The sequence below is a fragment of the Sphingobium sp. AP50 genome, from assembly GCF_900109095.1.
Classification (GTDB): domain Bacteria; phylum Pseudomonadota; class Alphaproteobacteria; order Sphingomonadales; family Sphingomonadaceae; genus Sphingobium.
The window spans coordinates 1-18,340 of the sequence record NZ_FNYZ01000017.1 but is presented as its reverse complement, the minus strand read 5'-3'; the positions used below and the strand labels follow the sequence as shown (position 1 = coordinate 18,340).

Genomic DNA, 18,340 nt, shown 5'->3' with positions numbered 1-18,340 from the left:
ATAGCAGCGCCCATGACCACCGACACCCAAGAAGCGGCCCAGCGCCTGGCCGATCTGCGCGACTCCATCGATCGCGCCGCCCGCCTGACTCGCCGCACCGCTGACGACATCAACCTGATCGCCGTGTCCAAGACCCATGGCGCCGACGCCATCCGCCCGCTGATCGCGGTCGGCCAGCGCGTCTTCGGCGAAAATCGCGTGCAGGAAAGCCAGGAAAAATGGCCTGCCCTGCGGGAGGAATATGCCGATATCGAACTGCATCTGGTCGGCCAGCTCCAATCCAACAAGGCAGCCGAAGCGGTGGCCCTGTTCGATGTGATCCACGGCCTCGACCGGCCCTCGCTGCTGACCGCCCTCACCAAGGCGATGGATGCCGCGGGTAAGCGCATCCCCTGTTTCCTTCAGGTCAATATCGGTGGGGAAGAACAAAAAGGGGGCTGCGCCATTGCCGACACGTCGGCGCTGATCGCCGCCGCGCGCGATGCCGACATTCCGCTGCTGGGCCTGATGTGCGTGCCGCCGGCGGATATAGAGGCCGCGCCCTTCTTCGCCCTGCTCGCAAAAATGGCGCGCGAGGAAGGCCTCGCGCGCCTGTCCATGGGCATGTCGGGCGATTATGAAACCGCGATCATGCTGGGCGCGACCGACATTCGCGTCGGCACCGCCCTGTTCGGGGAAAGGCCCTCTCCCGCCCGCCCCGTACCGGCAAGCGGGAGGGGGATGCTCAGAAACTCCCGCGCAAAGTGATGCCGTAAGTGCGCGGTTCTGCCAGATAGGCGGAGATCAACTGGTTCGCCATCGGCGCACCCGTTGCGAACTGGCCGGTGGTCGACGTCGCCGGGCTGCTGGACTGGAGCGGGCTGGAGAAGGCAACCTGGGTATAATCCTGGTTGAAGATATTCTGCCCCCACAGCTCGATCGCCCAGCGCTGGTCCTTCCCGCGCAGGCCGATGCGGGCATTGACAATCGCATAGCCATCCTGCCGCTTTTCGGGGAACAGGTCCGACCCGGTATTATAGTCGCTGGTCAGGCGGCCATCGACATAGAAAAGGGCGGACAGGCCCGATGATCCGATCGCCGGGGTCCAGGCGAGGCTGGCGGTGGTGACGAGCTGCGGCGCGTTGGAATTGATCGATCCCGGCAACAGGAACAGCGCCGAGTCCAGCGGCACGCTGCCATCGCCGCTACCCACCAGCCGGTTGGCGAATTTCGCGCGGGCATAGGTCAGGCCACCCGACACACGGAAATCGCGCACGGGGGTCGCCGTCAGTTCCAGTTCCACGCCCTGGCTGATCAGGCCCGGTCCCACATCGCCGCTGTCGCAGGTCCGCGTGGCGCTCAGCGCGCTGTCGCAGCCATTGATATTCTGCACGACGAAGCTGGTGCCGTTGAAGGTGTTCAGCTGGAAATTCTTGAACTCCTGCCGGAAGGCCGCGATGTTCGCGCTCCATTTGGGCTGGGCATATTTCAGGCCCACCTCGAACGAATCCACCTTTTCCGCAGCGAAGCGCAGGCTGGTGACATCGGCATTGGTGCGCGGCGCGAACACGGCAGGGATGGCATTCAGCCCGGTCGATCCCAGCTGGAAGCGATCCAGATTATAGCCGCCCGCCTTATAGCCCTTGCTATAGCTGCCATAGAGCAGCAGGTCGTCGATCGGCTTCCAGGACAGCACCGCCGTCCCCGAAAATTCCCCGTCGCTGATCTTGTCGTTCAGGTTCAGCGCATTCAGACTGGTCGATCCATTGCCCAGACATCCCAGCGTCAGGATGCCGCCCGCCAGCGCCGCCGCGCTGCCCAGCGCCGCATTGGTCGCCAGCGATGGCAGGGCCGACGACTGCAACGCCGCGCAGGTCGCGTTATTATTGTTGAAGTCGGACGAGAAGCGCTTGCTTTCATGGGTGTAGCGCAGGCCCAGAGTCAGATCGAGCCGGTTGGTGATATGGACGATATTATGGGTGAAGATCGCCCAATTCTCGCTCTTCTGCCGATAGAGCGACGCCACGTCACCCGTGCCTGACGGAATCGCCGCCAGTGCGCGCAGCCCGTTGCCAAGGCCGGTGGAAATCGCCCCGGCCTGCGCCGCTGCGGTCGCCGCCGGCAAGCCGCGCGCGATCAGCGCGGCGGTCAACCCGGCATTCAATTGCGCCTGCGTTCCGTTGATCAGCGCAGACGTGGCAAGGCCACTGCCACAGGCCGCCAGTTGCGCCGCCGTGAAGTTGCTGGTGGCACCCGCGCCCGCCATCAGGCGACAGGCGGCGAACCGGCCATAATCGGCGCCGAAGCGGATATTATCCTGCAAGGTCAGCCGTTCATTGGCGTAATAGCCGCCCACCAGCCAGTCGAGCTTGTCGGCGAAGGCCGATCCCTGCAACCGCAATTCCTGCGTGAAGGTCTTGAACTGGCGATAGGTGTTGGGGTCGCGATAGAGAAGGTCGGCGGCATTATAGTCATAATCGCCATAGTCGCGGGATTTATAGTCGCGATAGGCAGTGATGCTGGTCAGCTTGGCGCCCCCGAAATCATAATTGATCTCGCCCGACAGGCCCCAGTCGCGCAGCTTGCTGACATAGTCCCGGCCCGGCGTGATGCTGAGTTCCCGGTCATAGGGATTGGCGGCGATGACGCTGCCTTGCCCCGCCAGGATCGCGGCGATCCGGTTGAACGGTGCCGTGCCATAACCGCCGCCCGCAACCGGCAGCCGTTCGCGCGTCTCGATATAGGCCGCGCCGCAGCAGCTTTCGTCGCGATTGGTATAATCGCCGATCAGCCGGATCGACAGCGCGTCATTCGGCTCGATCAGCGCCTGTCCGCGCAGGAAATAGCGGTTGCGGTCGTTGGTATCGCCTACTTTCGCACCGCTGCCGTCGACCAGCTTGTAGAATCCGTCGCGCTTGCTCCACACCCCGTCCAGCGACAGGGCGATGCCATCCGCCACCGGCCCGGTGACACGGCCAGACAGCCGCCAATAATCATAATTGCCATAGCTGATCTCACCCTTGGCATTGAACGTGTTCTCTGGCGCCTTGCTGATGATGTTGATCAGACCGGCGGAGGCATTGCGGCCGAACAAAGTGCCCTGCGGCCCGCGCAGCACCTCCACCCGTTCGATCTCGCCCAGTTCGTTGAGTCCCGCGCCGGTGCGCGATCGATAGACGCCGTCGATGAATACCGCGACGGAGCTTTCCAGACCCGGATTGTCGCCCACCGTGCCGATGCCCCGGATACGGGCGGAGGCATTGGCTTCGGACCCGGTGGAGGACACGAGCAGGGACGGGGCAAGCTGGTTCAGCGTGCGGATGTCGCTCGCGCCGCTATTGAGCATCGCCTGCGCACCCACCGCCGACACCGCGATCGGCACGTCGGACAGGGGGCTGGCACGCCGGGTGGCGGTGACGATAATCTGGGCGTCACCCTGATCGGCGGCGGCCTGCGGTGCAGCATCCTCCTGCGCCAGGGCGGCGGGGGCAAACAGGCACAGCGCCAACGCGCCTACGGACGTCAGCAAGGGACTCTTGGCTGTCATGATGGCAATCCTCTCCTGGCCCGCACGACTTTCCGCCGCGTCGGGATGAGGGTGATTATGCTGCCACAGCGCGATGTTGGCAAGACTCGGCAGATTTCGGGGGATTTTTCCGCAGGTGCGGAAGCGCGCATTCGCCCTATGTTGCTATATAGCAACAAATGCGCGTCTGATTTCCGTAGCGTCCCTTTACGATAAGGGAAAGCGCAGCAACCGGTCCGCGACCGGCACCAACGCAGCCGCACCCGGCCCCACCGCGCGGCGAATCTCCCCATGACCCGCATCCAGTCCCCCCGTCAGCGCGCCCAGCGCCGGCAAGATCAGCTTGGTCGCCGATCCCACAAAGCAACGCCGCGACACATGCCGTCCGCGCAGCGACAGGCGCAGCTTGGGATGGAAATGGCCCGAAATCTCCGGCCGCTTGTCCTCCGGATCGGCTTCATGCCGCAACCAGATGCCCCCCAGTTCCGCCTCCGCCACGCGCCGTCCACCGGGCATGGCCGCAACCCCGACGTCATGATTGCCGGTAATCCAGGTCCAGTCCAGCCTTTCCGTAAGGGCAGTCAGCCGGTCGCGGGCCTTCGGGTCCAGCCGCGCGGCGCCATCGGCATCATGGAAACTATCCCCCAGCGACCAGACCGCCCGCGCCCCGGTGCGCGCCACCAGCGCCTCGATCACGTCCAGCGTCGCCTGACTATCATGCGGGGGCAGGAACTGGCCGAACCGGGCATACCAGCTCGCTTTCTCGAAATGCAGGTCCGCCACCAGCAGCGCATGCTGATCGGGCCAGAAAAGCGCGGCCTCCGGCAGCGCCAGAAACGCATGACCTGCGAACGAAAGGGGAACCATGGCCCGGCTATGCGCCTCTACGCCCCGGCTTTCAAGAGGCGCGCGCAGCGCCTATAGGGGCCGCCATGTCCTACACCGTAGCCGCCCTTTATCATTTCACCCGTTTCGCCGATCCGCAGGCGATCGCCGCCGATCTTAAGACCGTCTGCGCCAATTTTGGCACCTGCGGCACGCTGATCATCGCGGGGGAGGGGATAAACGGCACGGTCGCGGGCGATGCGGATGCCATTACGGCCCTGATCGCCCATATCCGCGCGCTGCCCGGCTGCGCGGACACGGACGTCAAATATGCGCAGGCTACGCAAGCGCCCTTCGCCCGGATGAAGGTGAAGGTGAAGGCCGAAATCGTGACTCTGGGCGCGGGCGATCTCGACCCGGCCAATCAGGCGGGCACCCATCTCGACCCGGCGGAATGGAACGCGCTGATCGCCGATCCCGACACGATCCTGATCGACACGCGCAACGCCTATGAAGTCGCCTGCGGCACCTTCGAAAATGCGATCGATCCCGCGACCCGCGCCTTCCGCGATTTCCCCGACTGGTTCGACGCCTTCGCCGCCGACCTCAAGACGCAGGGCCGCAGCCCGAAGATCGCGATGTTCTGCACCGGCGGCATACGCTGTGAAAAGTCCACCGCACTGGTGAAGGCGCGCGGCTTTGACGATGTCTATCATCTCAAGGGCGGCATATTGCGCTATCTGGAGGAAATGCCGGAAGCCGACAGCCGCTGGCAGGGCGAATGCTATGTCTTTGACGAGCGGGTGACGGTGGGCCACGGCCTCAAGCCCGGCGACTATATCACCTGCCGCACCTGCGGCCTGCCCCATCCGCAAGGCGCCGACCATGACTGTCCCGGCGACGAAAGCGGCGCCTGGCCGCATCGGGGCTAATACGCCGTAAGCGCGCGATAGTTCATGACCACTGACAGCGAACAGAAAAGAGAAAATGATGACCCGGCCAATTTCAACTGACGAGCGCCATGAGCATTTTGCCTATTATGTTCAGCTCTTTGGCGGGACCACGACTTTCTCGCGACGCCTCGGCATAGACGAACGGGCCATCCGCCGCTTCATCAATGGCGAGCGTCCTATTGGCGACGGGCTGCTGGAAGATACCGCCAAGGCATTGCGCCTGCTCATCGCCGAAGCGACCAAGGCTGAGGAACAGATTGCGGCCATTTTGCAAGGGTCACCGACCGATCCATCATAAGGGCGGTCAGTGACGATGGCGGACCGCCGGGACTGGAGGACAGCTAAGCGAACGGCTCAAACCGGCTCTTCCACCAGTTCCGCAATCTCGAACTGATAGCTTTTCCACCCCCGCATCTTCGCGCCATCCACGGCTGGCCCCTTCAGCTTCTTCGCTTCGGCCAGCGACCGCGTATGGCCCCAGAAGACCTCGGTCTTGCCATTTTCCAGCACGGCGACGATCCGCCAATAATGGGTCAGCGGGTCCGCCGTCGGGCCGATCCGCTTCACATAGCCATCGGGCATGGTGGCCACCAGATAGCGTTTCCTGCCGCGCGCCATCGCCTTATCCCCGGTAGCGGTGCAGGCCCGCGCCATGAACGCGCAGCCATTCGCGCGCGGGGCGGGGGTCGGCGCCATGGATGCGGCGATGCGCGGCGTGAAAGGCAGGGCTATGGTCCATATGCAGCAGATGGGCCAGTTCATGCGCCACCGTCGCCCTGCGCACCTCCGGCGGGGCCAGGATCAGGCGCCAGCTGTAGCGGATCGCCCCGGACGAAGCGCAACTGCCCCAGCGGCTGCGCGTGTCGCCCACGCCCACCGACGCGACGATCAGCCCATGTTCACGCGCCAGTTCGTGACTCTCCGTCTCCAGCACCGCGCGTGCCCGACTGATCAGCCAGCGCTGCACCCGCGCGCCCACCGATTCCGCGGCACCGCCCAGCATCAGCCGGTCTCCCTCCAGCCTTATCGTGCGCGTCGCGCCCTCGACCCAATGGATCGTCACCTCACGCCCCTCCAGCGGAAACAACGCGCCATGCTCCAGTGGAGTTATGGTCGGCTGCTTGGCCATCTGCGCCCGCACCCAGCCTTCATGGTCCTGCGCCCAGCCCAGCGCCTTCTTCAGATTCGCCCGCATCGGCAGCGACAGGCGCAATTCGCCCCGTACACTGTCGATCGTCAGCCGATAGGCCCGCGCCCGTGCCGACCGGCGCACCCGCACCGGCATCGCCACGCCGTCGATCAGGATCGCTGCGTCACAGTTCCCGGTCGACAAGATGATTTTCCCAGTCGCCCGCATCCGCTTCCGCCACGGTCCAGCCACGCACCGACTCCCCGGCGCGATGTACCGCTTCCCGGTCGCCGCAGACCAGATAATGCCATGCCGGCAGCGGCAGCCCTTCCTCGCGCAGGCGATAGGCGCAGGTGCGCGGCAGCCAGCTTATCTGCTTCACCTTGGCCGGCGTCAGCCGCACGCAATCGGGCACGAATTTGCGCCGGTCCTTGTAATTGCAGCATTGCCCGCTCTGCCGGTCGAGCAGGCGGCAGGCGACATTGGTAGGATAGATACGCCCCGTATCCTCATCCTCGGCCTTGTGCAGACAGCATTTGCCGCACCCGTCGCACAGTGCTTCCCACTCGGCACGATCGAGCTTGTCGAGGGGTTTTTCCCAGAAATGCGTCACTTGATCCATTTTTCAAAGAAAGCCAGCACCTTGTCCGGCGCGCCCTCATCCACATCCGGCGTACCGGGATCATCCACCGGCACCAGCGCCACCGGCTTACCGTCCCGGTCGAACAGATAGGGCGTCCGGCTATGGCTGACCAGATAGTCGGTCGAACCCGCCGATTGCTCGGGATTATAGATCACCACGAAATCCTTGGCGACCTTCGCGATCTGCGCCTTCGTACCGGTCAGCCCGATCAGGCGCGGATGGAAGGCCGCGACATAGGTTTTCAGCACGGCGGGCGTATCGCGTTCCGGGTCGACGCTGATCAGCATCGGCTGCACCTTCGCGGCGAGGGCGGGCTTTTCCTTCTCGAATTTGGAAAATGCCTGCATGATCCGTTGCAGGTCGACCGGGCACACATCCGGGCAATAGGTATAGCCGAAATAGACGAGGCGATACTGGCCCTTATAATCGTCCCATTTCGTCGGCTTGCCATCCTGATTGGTCAGGGTGAAGGGCGCACCGATCCGCGCGCCGACCAGTTCGCCCGGTTCGCTATCCCCGCTTGATGCATTGCCTCCAGACCCCATATTGCAGGCAGCCAGCAGGGCCAGAAGAGGCAGGACCAGATAAGGCAGAGCGGAGGCGACGGCGTCTTTGTTCATGGCATGGCCAGCCATGCCCTGCTAGGACATGTTTTGCAATGCAACGGGGCGCCCAGATGAAGACCAAGTTCCTTTCCACGATCCTCGGCTCCATGGCGCTCGCGCTGCTCGTGCCGTCCGCTGCGCAGGCGCAATTCTCGGATAATTATAATTTCCTGAAGGCGGTGAAGGACAAGGACGGGCAGAAAGTCACCGATCTGCTCCAGAAACCCGGCTCCACCGTCATCAACAGCCGCGACCTGTCCACCGGCGAAAATGCGCTGCACATCATCGTCGCGCGCCGCGATGCAAGCTGGCTGGCCTTCCTGCTGTCAAAGGGCGCCAACCCCAATCTGACCGACAATGATGGCAACACGCCGCTGATGGATGCCGTACAGGGCCGGTTCGAGGAAGGCGCGCGCACGCTGCTCACCTATAATGCGCAGGTGGACAAGGTGAATGGCAGCGGCGAAACCCCGCTGATCCGCGCGGTACAGTTGCGCGACGTCGGCCTCGTCCGCCTGCTGGTGGCGCAGGGCGCCAATCCCGACAAGCGCGACACCATCGCCGGCATGTCCGCCAAGGATTATGCCGAACGCGACGGCCGCACCCCCGGCCTGGTCGAGGCGCTGGACGCCGCAAAGCCCGCGACCAAACCCAACGGCCCGGTTCAGGGACCGGTATTTTAAAGAATAAATCCGCCCCTGAAAGGGGAGGGGGACCGCTCGCGAAGCGAGTGGTGGAGGGGTAAACGCGCCACGTCTGCGGGCTCGATCACCCCGCCCGCACTTCCTCCTCACTCCACCAGCGCAGATGATGCGCCACGCCGCTCTGCCGGACACAGGCCTCCAGCGCACCAGCCAGCCGCTCCACCGTCTCGCTGGTGTCAACCGGACGAAACCAGCGCCAGAGTCGCGGTTTCGATGGCTCAATGAAACAGAGATGCCCGTCGGGATATTCGAGATAGGCGCCACAGCCGATCCAGAGCGGAAAGCGGTCATGCGCAATCATCACGCACCAGCCCCAATCCTCCGCAACGGTCTTCTTAATCCGATAGCCGTGCGAAGGTAGCCCCGCCGCCAGCAATCGCGCCAGCATCTCACCGCCGGGCTGCACCTTCGGCCCGTCGCGCAACGCGCCCGATCGAAATTCCAGATGCGACCGCATCGCGCCTCTACCCGTCACCAGCCCAGCTCCGCAGCATGGTCCGGATCGCTCAGCGCCGTCAATCGCCGGGCCGCACGCCGGGCGAAGCGCAGCGTCTCCGCCTTGCGCCGCGCCGCCGCCAGCGGCTCGACCGGGGCAGGGCGGACCAGTTCGGCATCATATTGGTCCGCCACGATCAGGCCAGTGCGGGTCGGCCACAGCGCCTCGCTGTCGAACAGGCTGATGTCGAACCCGGCCGGCACCGCCCAGAAATAGCGGTCGCAATAGTCGAAATAATCGGGCCATTTCATGTCGCCCAGCAAATCGGCCTTGCTGCATTTGATCTCGACGATGGTCAGCCGCCCGGCGCTGTCGATCGCCATGATATCGGCCCGCCGGCCATTGGGCAGCGGCACTTCCAATATGCCGCTCATGTCATGGCGGAAGAAAAGGCGCAGCGTGCCCCGCGCCACGGCAAGCGCTGTCCCGTCCGTCAGGGGCGTACAGCTTTGGGCAGACATGTCGTTCATACGCCGACATTAGAACAAGTCAGGAACAAAAGAAAAGGCCGATTCGGACATCCGAACCGGCCTTCATGATTCACGCCAGGCGCGCAGCGCGCGGGACCAAATCAGCGATAGAAAATATGATTGTCGATCGACGCCAGCTTGGCCTTACCCCAGCCCGGCGCGACGCGGCGAGCGTGGAAGAACAGCGCGCCTTCGGCCAGGCTGTCCCAGCTGTCGTCGGTGGCGATCTGGGCGATCGCAACCGCTTCACGCCAGCTGCGGCTTTCCTCACGAATGGGGGGCATGGCATGGCCGCGCACGAAGCTGAACTGGCTCGGCTGATAGACGACGCCACACAGGCTGTCGGCGAAACGGCCGGACTTGGCGCGGTTGATGATCACACGGGCAACGGCCAGCTGGCCTTCCAGGCTTTCGCCCTTGGATTCGAAATAGACCGCTCCGGCCAGGCACTTCATGTCGCCGTCCAGCTCCTCGGGCGCGCCTTGGGCGTCGACCAGAGCAGCGAGGCTGGTTGCCTGCACATCGGAATCGGGAGAAATCACGGTATCGCCCTTGGGGGCGGAGGCCAGCGGCTGCGAAACTTCGCGCGGCGTGGCATAGATGACAGCGGCCTGAGAGCCAGCCATCGGCGCTACGGAAAGCGCGGCAGGAAGGGTAGAAGCCGACGAGATCGCTTCACTTGCGATCGACATGTCGGAAGCCGTCATCGCTGCTGCGGCTGACAAGGCAAAGGCTGCGGCGATCGCAGCTTTCAGACGAAAACTCATTATAGCTCAAAAACATGCGGTTCTTGGCCGGGGCGTCGTCTCTTTTTAACCCATATTCACCGCGACGACCGGCCGCCCCCCGTCTGCGTGTTTACCGCGCCCGCCCCCTTGGGCGAATGTGGCAACCTGCGCGTTGGCGTTGGGCGCCTTTGCCCGGGTCGAAACGATGAGTCAACGATCAGCAGATCGTTTCAGCGGCGAACCGTTCCGCTTCCGGGATGTCGAGTTCGATTATCCACAGGTCGGGGTCCGACCTGCGGCGACGCGCTATATAGTGATCTAGCGCCTCAGAACCCTCCTCTGGGGTGGGTCCACAGCGCATCAACGCATAACCGCCCTGAAGGTTCGCCACCCTTTCAAAAAGTCCCGATTCCACGCCCCGGTCCATCGTCTGAACCAATATTACGCCGCTGATCTCGTCCCCTTTGATCAGGATCGTGGCAAATCCACCGGCAGCCGCGACCCGCCGCCGCAGGGCACCGACCAGCATCGCACTGGTCAGCCGGGCGTCAGCCGCCATAGCCGGGCAGCGAAGACAGCGCGAATTGCGACCGCATGAAAGTACCGGTCCCGCGCCCGACTTCCTCACCATCGGAATCGATAAGGCTCGCCTCCGCCACGAAGACGCGGCGCTTGCCGCTGATCCAGCGGCCTTCGGCACGAATACGCCCCGGCCCGATCGGCCGGGTGAAGAGCAGGTTGAAGGCGGTCGTCAGCAGGAAACGATCGCTGACCAGGCTGTTGGCGGCATAGAAGGCCGCATCATCCAGCATCTTGAAATAGACGGTGCCATGCACCGCCCCGGCGGCGTGAAACTGATTCTCATCGACATCGAAATCGATGATTGATCGTCCCGCTTCCGGGATCGTCAGATCCGACCGGAACAACCGGTTGATCGGCGCGGAACGATAAAGCTGTTCGAGCGCGCGGAAATGCGCGGCTTCGCCACTGGGGCTGTCCGGGCCACGGCTATCGGGGCCACCGGGGCCGTCAGGCTGCGTCACGCGCCCCGCCGCCAGCCAGCAGCGCATGCAGCGCCTCGGTCGACTTCGCACCACGCAACCGCGCCACATTATTGTCGTCACGCAGATAGCGGGACACGCGCGCCAGAGTCTTCAGATGCTCGGCGCCGCTGTCGACCGGCGACAGCAGGGCAAAGACGATATCGACCGGCGCCTCGTCCACCGCATCGAACGGCACCGCTGGATCGAGCAGCACGACGACACCGCACATCTTGTCCAGACCCGGAATCTTCGCATGGGGAATGGCGACACCGCCGCCGAAACCGGTCGATCCCAGTCGCTCGCGCTCGAACAGCGCGTCGCCCACTTCGTCGGCTTCCAGATCATAGGCGCAGGCGGCGAGGGCAGCGATCTTCTGGAACAGCGCCTTCTTGCCGTTCGCCGCTAGCCCCGTCGCCAGAGCGTCGGGCGAAACGATGTCGTTGAGATTAACCATGGTGTATCCGAAACGGCCGAGCCGCGCAGGCCAAGTCATCGCGCTTGTGCTCGGACAATGAAAGCCCGGCCCCATAAGCCGCCTGCAACCACAGGTCAAGGCAAGGGGCCGGGCCAGCAAGGGGTGCCCTACAGGACAGCCCCTCCACAATTCAACGCATCAGGCGCGCGGTTCTACCCAACCAATGGTCCCGTCATGTCGACGATAGACCATATTATAGGCGGACGTACCGGCATTCATGAACAACAGCGCGTTGGTATTGCGCAGGTCCAGCATCATTACCGCGTCGGATACGCTCGCCTGCGGAATGTCGACCCGGGTTTCCGCAACGATCAGGGGCGCGTCGGCCGGTTCTTCCTCTTCATCGGCATTTGCGGCAAAAATGGTGTAGCCCGCGCCATCTATATCATCGACACTATAGCCATTGGCGCGCTGCGCCTCGGCAGCGGCGGCCTGGACGCTGCGATCCTTCAACCGGCGCATATAGCGGCGAAGCTGCTTTTCGATGCGGTCGGATGCCTGATCGAAGGCGGGATGCGCTTCCTGCGCCTCGCCCGCGCCCTTCAGGATCAGTCCCGTCATCACATGACAGACGATGTCGCAATGAAAGGCTCCATGCGGTGCCTTGCGAAAGGTCACCTGGGCGGAAATCGTGCGAGAGAAATATTTCTCGGCCACAGCCTCCAAACGGTCGTAGACATGCTGCTTGAGCGCTTCGCCCGTTTCGACCTGATGCCCGGAAACACGAATATCCATATGCCTTCTCCTTATTCTTGCCAGGCCGCCAGGAAAGCGGCCCGGTGGGCGTGGAGGGCATAGGCCAGTTGCGGTCTATGCCTCCTGCAACCAGAGCGGCTCTTTCAGCGTCGCGACGAACGCTGCATGCCGTTCCAGTTCCGCCGCGCTCGCCGTAAAGACGCGCGCGGGACGAACAGGGCGAACCACGGGATTTTCCGTCAGTTCCACCCTGACGATCTCTTTTGCTTCCTCCTGTGCCAGACCCAGGCCGATCTGACGGCCACCGGTCAGTTCGATATAGAGTTGCGCCAGCAATTCAGCGTCGAGCAGTGCGCCATGCTTGACGCGATGACTGCGGTCGATGCCGTAGCGGGTGCAGAGCGCGTCCAGACTATGTTTGGCGCCGGGATGCAGCGTGCGGGCGATGGCGACGGTGTCGATCATCCGATCCATCGACACGTCGGGCAGGCCACACAATTTGAGTTCGTGATTGAGGAAGCCGAAGTCGAAGCGCGCATTATGCGCGACCAGCGGGCTGTCCTCCAGAAATGCGAGCAGCTCTGCCGCGCCGCTCGAAAAGAGCGGCTTGTCGCGCAGAAACTCCTCCGACAGGCCATGCACATTGAAGGCGGCCGTCGGCATGTCGCGCTGCGGATTATAATAAGCGTGGAAGGTCCGGCCGCTGGGTACGCGATTGACGAGTTCGATGCAGCCGATCTCGACCAGCCGGTCGCCCGATACAGGATCGAATCCTGTCGTTTCGGTATCGAAAATGACTTCTCGCATCGCCCTCTTCATTCGACTCTATGGGCCAACCCTTATCTGCCTGTCTTGCGTCCAAGGCAAGCGACCAGACGCCTGACCTGTGCGCGGGTTGCGGCAAATGTCGTACCCGTCTGGATGATATAGTCGGCCCGCGCGCGTTTTTCAGCATCGGCTGTTTGCAGATGGACAATCTGGCGGAATTTTTTGGCGCTCATTCCCGGCCGCGCCAGGACTCGGCGGCGCTGTTTCCACGCCGGCGCGCTGACCACGATGATGCCCGCCAGCCCGCGTCTCTGCCCCTTCCCCTCAAACAGCAGGGGAATGTCCAAAATCACGAACGGCCGGGACCGATGACGTTGCAGGAATCGCCTGCGCGACTCCCGCACCGCCGGATGGACGATCGCCTCCAGCGCCCTGCGCTCGCCCGGATGACCAAACACCGCCGCGCCCAGCTTCGCCCGATCGACACCCTTGGGGCCCGTCGTGCCGGGAAAGCGCGCCTCGATCGCCGGGAGCAAAGCGCCGCCCGGCCCCTGCAGCCGATGCACCTCGGCGTCCGCGTCGAACAGCGGCACGCCGGCCTTGCGGAACATCGCCGCCACCGCCGACTTGCCCATGCCGATCGACCCTGTCAGGCCGTAGACCTTCATCAGCCGCCCTCAGTAGTCCGCAGCGAGCAGCAACGCGCGCAATTCCTCGTCCAGGTCGCGCGGCGCTTCCGCGTCGAAGAAGATATCGAACGCCAGCGCCGCCTGCCCGATCAGCATTTCGAGGCCATCCAGCGTCTTGAGACCCCGCGCGCTCGCCGCCTTGAGCAATCCCGTCTCCAGCGGCGCATAGACGATGTCATAGACCGTCGCGCAATCGGCCAGCGGCGCCAGATCCAGTTCCAGCAGCGGCTGGCCCACCATGCCGAGCGACGTCGCATTGACCAGCAGGTCCGCCTTCGGCAGCGCGTCGCTTATGCCGATCGCCTGCCCCTTGACCCCAGCCCGGTCGAGCAGCGCCTGCCCCTTGGCCGGATCGCGCGCCATGACCGTGATATTCGGCACGCCCAGGCTGGTCAGCGCGAACAATATCGCCCGCGCCGCGCCACCGGCCCCGACGATGACGGCGCTCTGTCCCTTCCACTTGTCGCGCAACAGCGGCTGGAGGAACCCGCCCGCATCGGTATTCGTGCCGATCAGAGGCCCGCCCGTCTCGCTGGCGATGGTGTTCACCGCGCCGATCCGTTCGCGCACCCCTCCCGGATCGTCGACATAGTCCATCACCGCTATCTTGTGCGGAATGGTGACATTGCAGCCCAACCAGTCGGGATCGGCCCGCCGCATCAGGAAATAGGCGGCCAGCCCCTGCGGCGTCACATGGGTCTTCTTATATTCCGCCTCGATATCCAGCGCGTTCAGCCAGAAATTATGGATCAGCGGCGATTTGCTGTGCGCAATAGGGTCGCCGATCACTTCGGCATAGGGCAGCTTGTCGGTCATGCCGCCAAAACGCCCCGCACGCGCAGAAAGTCAAGCAAAGGCAGCAGCGGCAGGCCTTGAATCGCGAACTGGCTGCCCTCGACCTTGCTGAAAATCTGTACCCCTGGTCCCTCGATCCGGTAGCAACCCACGCACCAGCGCAATTCCTCCCAGTCGGCGTCGAGATAGGAGGCGATGAAGGCGTCGGACAGCGGCCGCACCGTCATCCGCACCCGCTCGACATGGCGCCAGATCGCCTCACCATTCAGCGCCACGACCGCCGCGCTGTGCAGATGATGCACCCGGCCCGACAGCAGACGCAGGATGCGTTCCGCATCCGCCCGATCGACCGCCTTGTCGATCATCTCGCCCCGTTCTTCGCCATCCCCGATACTCAGAGTCTGGTCGCATCCCAACACCAGCCCGCCCGGCACCCGGCGCGACACCTTGAGCGCCTTCAATTCCGCCAGCGCATCGGCCAGCGCCCGCGCATCCAGCCCGTCGGCGCGCAGCGCCTCCTTGGCCGCCTCCTCGTCCACGCCGGGCGACAGCGCCTCGAACGGCACCTGCGCGGCGGCCAGCAAGGCCCGGCGGCTCGCGCTCTGCGAAGCCAGAACGATCATAGCGGCGCCCCTTCGGCCAGTTCGCGGTCATTGAACAGGTTGATGATGGCGGCGGCGGCCTCCTCGATCGACCGGCGCGTCATATCGATCACCGGCCAGCCATTGTCGGCGAACATGCGCCGGGCAAAGGCCAGTTCCTCCTGCACCTTGTCATTGTCGACATAGGCTGTCTCTGGCGCCTGATTCAACGACAGCAACCGGTTGCGGCGGATCTGGATCAGCCGTTCGGGGCTGACCGTCAGGCCCACGACCATCGGATGCTTCAGCCCATAAAGGCTGCGCGGCGGCGGCGATTCCGGCACCAGCGGGATGTTGGCGGTCTTGTAGCCGCGATTGGCGAGATAGATCGACGTCGGCGTCTTGGACGCACGCGACACACCCGCCAGCACGATGTCGGCCTCCTCCCAATTTTCATGCCCCACGCCATCATCATGGGCGATGGTGAACTGGATCGCCTCGATCCGGGCGAAATAGGCCTCGTCCAGGATATGCTTGCGCCCCGGCCGGGTCCGCGTCTCCTGCCCCAATATATTCGACAGCGCGTCCGCCACGCTATCCAGCGCCGCGACATGCGGCAGGCCCAGCGCGCGACAGCGCGTCTCCAGCCGCCGGCGCAGCACATGATTGGTCAGAGTGAACAGCACCAGCCCCGGATTGGCGCTGATCTCCTCCATGATCCGGTCCAGATGCACGTCGGACCGCACCATTGGCCAGAAATGGCGGATCGCCTCGACATTTTCGAACAGGCCGATCGCCGCCTTGGCGATATTCTCCAGCGTTTCACCGGTGGAGTCCGACAGGAGATGAAGGTGGATGCGCGCCATGGACATATCTCTGTGGGGTGCCTGTGGATAAATCAAGGGATGAATCTGGGGATAGAATCCCGCCTTTCTCCCGTCCCCACTGACCGGAATCTTATCCACAAGCCCCCAACAGGCCCGGAATTCCATCAACAGCCTGTGGATAACGGGGATAGAGTCGATGACTCGCCATGCCCCTCCGTGACTCTCCTGAGTCAAGTTGTTGGCAAAAGCGGGCACAGCGCATAAACCCCGCTGCCAACGGACCTACTATCTCCCCCTATCTTTGAATCTAAATAATAAGAGAGAATGTGATGCGCGAAGACGCCCCGGCGAGTCCGATCGAGAAACCGCTCCTCGCCGTTCTGAAAGGGGATCGTCCCGCCGTGCCGCCCCACTCACCGCCAATCTGGTTGATGCGCCAGGCCGGCCGCTATCTCCCCGAATATCGGGCGCTGCGGGCGGAAAAGGGCGGCTTTCTCGAACTCGTCTATGACAGTCCAGCCGCGGCAGAAGTGACTCTCCAACCGATCCGGCGCTTCGGCTTCGACGGCGCGATCCTCTTTTCCGACATTCTTATCGTCCCCTACGCCATGGGGCAGGATCTCTGGTTCGAGGCTGGCGAAGGCCCGCGTCTCGCTCCCATCCTCAGCGAAACCGACCTGTCGGCGCTGACACCCGATTTCAGCCGCTTCGATGCGGTCTACGAGACGGTGCGGCAGGTGAAGGCGGCCCTAGGCCCCGACGTCACCTTCCTGGGCTTTGCAGGCAGCCCCTGGACCATTTCGACCTATATGGTGGCGGGGCAGGGCAGCAAGGATCATGGGCTGGCTCGTCGCATGGCCTATAACGAGCCGGAACGCTTCGCCGTCCTGATCGACGCCATCGTCGAAGCAACCGTCATTTACCTCAGCGGCCAGATCGAGGCCGGCGTCGAGGCCGTGCAATTGTTCGACAGCTGGGCGGGCAGCCTGTCGCCGCTCCAGTTCCAGCGCTGGGTGATCGAGCCCAACAAGCGCATCGTCGCCCGGCTGAAGGTGCTGCACCCAACCATCCCTATCATCGGCTTCCCCAAGGGCGCAGGCGCGAAGCTGGCCGATTATGCGGCGCAGACCGGCGTCGATGCCGTCGGTGTCGATGAAACGATCGATCCGCACTGGGCCAATCAGGCGCTGCCCGCTGGTATGCCGGTGCAGGGCAATCTCGATCCGCTGGCCCTCATCGCTGGCGGCCGTGCGGTGGAGGAGGCGGTCGACAACATCCGCGCCGCCTTTGCCGATCGCCCGCATATCTTCAATCTTGGTCATGGCATATTGCCCGACACACCCATTGCACATGTCGAAGCACTCATTAGCTATGTCCGAAAGGAAGGAGTGCTCGCCTGATGGCCTATCTTGGTGCCGCCTATCTCTGGGTGAAGGCCGCCCATGTCATCTTCGTCATCTTCCTGATGGCGGGGCTGTTCATGATGCCGCGCTTCTTCGTCTATCATCAGGAGACCGTGCCCGGATCGCCGGAGGACAAGCGCTGGATCGAGCGGGAAGGGCGGCTGCTCAAGATCATCCTCAACCCCTCGCTGATCCTCGTCTGGGTCTTCGGCCTGATGCTGATGGTGGAAATCGGCGCCTGGCATTTCGGCTGGTTCCACCTGAAACTGCTCTTCGTGCTGGGCCTGTCAGGCTATCATGGCTGGATAGCCAGTTATGCGAAGAAGCTGGCGCGTGGAGAGCGTCCGCTGGGTGACCGGCAGTTGCGGATGCTGAACGAGATTCCCGGTGTCGCCGCGGCGGTGATCGTCATCGCCGTGATCGTGAAGCCTTTTTAAGCTCATCGTCATTGCGAGCGGAGCGAAGCAATCCACGGTGTGCCCTTGGATTGCTTCGCTCCGCTCGCAATGACGACAGGTTTATGGCCAAGGGAGATTCCTATCCTATTCCCGGCCCTTCATGCTATATCGGTGATCATCCCGCAGAGGCGCGAATAGGATCAGTGCCGCGCAATAAAATGTCAAAATCTGCGGGAAATATGCGAAGTTAAGCGTCAGCCCCGGAGCATCGTCTCATGAATCCTCCCCGTCTCTGGTTCGGTCCAAAGCGTATCGGCTGGGGCTACAGCCCCCGCACCTGGGAGGGCTGGGCGATCACCGGCCTAGTCGTCGCCAGCTGCATTATCGCAAAGCGATTTACCTGACTCAGTCTGACCTGACTCAAATCGAACATGAACCGTTCGTGCTGAGTAGGGGCTGAGCGAAGTCGAAGCCCCGTATCGAAGCATGGCTCCTTCGATATATGATTTACTTAGAGCATCGAGCCTTTAATCGGACGCATATCCAGCGGCTTTGAGGAAGTTTCGGCATTCGTCTGGGGTGTAGAGGTCGCAGATATTGCCGATGG

At 63.4% G+C, this 18,340-nt stretch carries 25 protein-coding genes; 7 read left to right on the top strand and 18 right to left on the bottom strand.

The window, feature by feature from the left end:
• Positions 1-12: 12 nt before the first annotated feature.
• Positions 13-747 carry a YggS family pyridoxal phosphate-dependent enzyme gene (locus BMY84_RS21835; protein ID WP_093086561.1) on the top strand — a complete coding sequence of 245 codons (735 nt, stop codon included), beginning with the start codon at positions 13-15 and terminating at the stop codon, positions 745-747.
• Here the strand turns inward: BMY84_RS21835 and BMY84_RS21830 are convergent.
• Both BMY84_RS21830 and pdeM read right to left on the bottom strand, forming a co-directional pair.
• Complete coding sequence (locus tag BMY84_RS21830; RefSeq protein WP_093086559.1) at positions 725-3,526, bottom strand: TonB-dependent receptor; 2,802 nt, start codon at positions 3,524-3,526, stop codon at positions 725-727. The two genes, BMY84_RS21835 and BMY84_RS21830, sit on opposite strands and share 23 nt — an antisense overlap.
• A gap of 186 nt (positions 3,527-3,712) precedes the next feature.
• Positions 3,713-4,372: a ligase-associated DNA damage response endonuclease PdeM gene (gene pdeM / locus BMY84_RS21825; RefSeq protein WP_093086558.1), complete on the bottom strand. Its 660-nt coding sequence runs from the start codon at positions 4,370-4,372 to the stop codon at positions 3,713-3,715.
• Between the two features lie 65 nt (positions 4,373-4,437).
• On the opposite strand from pdeM, the gene BMY84_RS21820 reads away from it, so the two are divergent.
• Positions 4,438-5,262 carry an oxygen-dependent tRNA uridine(34) hydroxylase TrhO gene (locus tag BMY84_RS21820; protein WP_093086556.1) on the top strand — a complete coding sequence of 275 codons (825 nt, stop codon included), beginning with the start codon at positions 4,438-4,440 and terminating at the stop codon, positions 5,260-5,262.
• Between the two features lie 55 nt (positions 5,263-5,317).
• On the top strand, positions 5,318-5,581 hold the full coding sequence (locus BMY84_RS21815; protein ID WP_256215355.1) for a helix-turn-helix domain-containing protein: 264 nt from the start codon (positions 5,318-5,320) through the stop codon (positions 5,579-5,581).
• A 56-nt stretch (positions 5,582-5,637) separates the two neighbouring features.
• Here BMY84_RS21815 and BMY84_RS21810 read toward each other — a convergent pair whose 3' ends face one another.
• From BMY84_RS21810 to BMY84_RS21795, 4 genes are read right to left on the bottom strand one after another with little or no spacing between them, the layout of a single operon-like run.
• Positions 5,638-5,901 (bottom strand): hypothetical protein, encoded by a 264-nt coding sequence (locus BMY84_RS21810; protein ID WP_093086676.1) that lies wholly within the window; start codon positions 5,899-5,901, stop codon positions 5,638-5,640.
• A gap of 4 nt (positions 5,902-5,905) precedes the next feature.
• Positions 5,906-6,640, bottom strand: coding sequence for a M48 family metallopeptidase (locus BMY84_RS21805; protein ID WP_177204120.1), 735 nt, complete (start codon positions 6,638-6,640; stop codon positions 5,906-5,908).
• Positions 6,597-7,034: a YcgN family cysteine cluster protein gene (locus BMY84_RS21800; RefSeq protein WP_093017746.1), complete on the bottom strand. Its 438-nt coding sequence runs from the start codon at positions 7,032-7,034 to the stop codon at positions 6,597-6,599. The genes BMY84_RS21805 and BMY84_RS21800 overlap by 44 nt, the downstream gene beginning before the upstream one ends.
• A complete protein-coding gene (locus BMY84_RS21795; RefSeq protein ID WP_177204119.1) occupies positions 7,022-7,690 on the bottom strand; it encodes an SCO family protein in 669 nt (222 codons plus the stop codon). The genes BMY84_RS21800 and BMY84_RS21795 overlap by 13 nt, the downstream gene beginning before the upstream one ends.
• A 41-nt stretch (positions 7,691-7,731) precedes the next feature.
• On the opposite strand from BMY84_RS21795, the gene BMY84_RS21790 reads away from it, so the two are divergent.
• Positions 7,732-8,343, top strand: coding sequence for an ankyrin repeat domain-containing protein (locus BMY84_RS21790; RefSeq protein WP_256215354.1), 612 nt, complete (start codon positions 7,732-7,734; stop codon positions 8,341-8,343).
• An 85-nt stretch (positions 8,344-8,428) separates the two neighbouring features.
• Here BMY84_RS21790 and BMY84_RS21785 read toward each other — a convergent pair whose 3' ends face one another.
• The 12 genes from BMY84_RS21785 to BMY84_RS21730 form a co-directional block, all read right to left on the bottom strand.
• Positions 8,429-8,839, bottom strand: a complete 411-nt coding sequence (locus BMY84_RS21785; protein WP_143075128.1) for a hypothetical protein — start codon at positions 8,837-8,839, stop codon at positions 8,429-8,431.
• Entirely contained in the window at positions 8,836-9,330 is a 495-nt protein-coding gene (locus BMY84_RS21780; protein ID WP_093086551.1) for an MmcB family DNA repair protein, read from the bottom strand. Before BMY84_RS21780 ends, BMY84_RS21785 begins: the two co-directional genes overlap by 4 nt.
• A 101-nt stretch (positions 9,331-9,431) precedes the next feature.
• Complete coding sequence (locus BMY84_RS21775; protein ID WP_093086549.1) at positions 9,432-10,097, bottom strand: cell wall hydrolase; 666 nt, start codon at positions 10,095-10,097, stop codon at positions 9,432-9,434.
• Positions 10,098-10,275: 178 nt separating this feature from the next.
• Positions 10,276-10,587: a DUF1491 family protein gene (locus tag BMY84_RS21770; protein WP_371262437.1), complete on the bottom strand. Its 312-nt coding sequence runs from the start codon at positions 10,585-10,587 to the stop codon at positions 10,276-10,278.
• Between the two features lie 19 nt (positions 10,588-10,606).
• On the bottom strand, positions 10,607-11,128 hold the full coding sequence (locus BMY84_RS21765) for a PaaI family thioesterase (RefSeq protein ID WP_093086546.1): 522 nt from the start codon (positions 11,126-11,128) through the stop codon (positions 10,607-10,609).
• Positions 11,088-11,555 (bottom strand): PTS sugar transporter subunit IIA, encoded by a 468-nt coding sequence (locus tag BMY84_RS21760; RefSeq protein ID WP_093086673.1) that lies wholly within the window; start codon positions 11,553-11,555, stop codon positions 11,088-11,090. The genes BMY84_RS21765 and BMY84_RS21760 overlap by 41 nt, the downstream gene beginning before the upstream one ends.
• 159 nt (positions 11,556-11,714) lie before the next feature.
• On the bottom strand, positions 11,715-12,311 hold the full coding sequence (gene hpf, locus BMY84_RS21755; RefSeq protein WP_093086544.1) for a ribosome hibernation-promoting factor, HPF/YfiA family: 597 nt from the start codon (positions 12,309-12,311) through the stop codon (positions 11,715-11,717).
• 75 nt (positions 12,312-12,386) lie between these two features.
• Positions 12,387-13,079 carry a DNA polymerase III subunit epsilon gene (dnaQ, locus tag BMY84_RS21750; RefSeq protein ID WP_093086543.1) on the bottom strand — a complete coding sequence of 231 codons (693 nt, stop codon included), beginning with the start codon at positions 13,077-13,079 and terminating at the stop codon, positions 12,387-12,389.
• A gap of 32 nt (positions 13,080-13,111) precedes the next feature.
• A complete protein-coding gene (gene coaE / locus BMY84_RS21745) occupies positions 13,112-13,708 on the bottom strand; it encodes a dephospho-CoA kinase (RefSeq protein WP_093086541.1) in 597 nt (198 codons plus the stop codon).
• A gap of 9 nt (positions 13,709-13,717) precedes the next feature.
• The gene (gene aroE, locus BMY84_RS21740) at positions 13,718-14,545 is read right to left on the bottom strand and encodes a shikimate dehydrogenase (RefSeq protein ID WP_093086540.1); all 828 of its coding nucleotides are present in this window, start codon (positions 14,543-14,545) and stop codon (positions 13,718-13,720) included.
• Entirely contained in the window at positions 14,542-15,147 is a 606-nt protein-coding gene (locus tag BMY84_RS21735; RefSeq protein WP_093086538.1) for a Maf family protein, read from the bottom strand. Before BMY84_RS21735 ends, aroE begins: the two co-directional genes overlap by 4 nt.
• A complete protein-coding gene (locus BMY84_RS21730; protein ID WP_093017718.1) occupies positions 15,144-15,971 on the bottom strand; it encodes a pyruvate, water dikinase regulatory protein in 828 nt (275 codons plus the stop codon). The genes BMY84_RS21735 and BMY84_RS21730 overlap by 4 nt, the downstream gene beginning before the upstream one ends.
• Before the next feature lie 290 nt (positions 15,972-16,261).
• On the opposite strand from BMY84_RS21730, the gene hemE reads away from it, so the two are divergent.
• From hemE to BMY84_RS30560, 3 genes are all read left to right on the top strand, one after another.
• Positions 16,262-17,332 carry a uroporphyrinogen decarboxylase gene (gene hemE, locus BMY84_RS21725; RefSeq protein ID WP_093086537.1) on the top strand — a complete coding sequence of 357 codons (1,071 nt, stop codon included), beginning with the start codon at positions 16,262-16,264 and terminating at the stop codon, positions 17,330-17,332.
• Positions 17,332-17,772 (top strand): CopD family protein, encoded by a 441-nt coding sequence (locus tag BMY84_RS21720; RefSeq protein ID WP_093086535.1) that lies wholly within the window; start codon positions 17,332-17,334, stop codon positions 17,770-17,772. Before hemE ends, BMY84_RS21720 begins: the two co-directional genes overlap by 1 nt.
• Positions 17,773-18,008: 236 nt before the next feature.
• Positions 18,009-18,137 carry a hypothetical protein gene (locus BMY84_RS30560; protein WP_256215353.1) on the top strand — a complete coding sequence of 43 codons (129 nt, stop codon included), beginning with the start codon at positions 18,009-18,011 and terminating at the stop codon, positions 18,135-18,137.
• Positions 18,138-18,340: the final 203 nt, after the last annotated feature.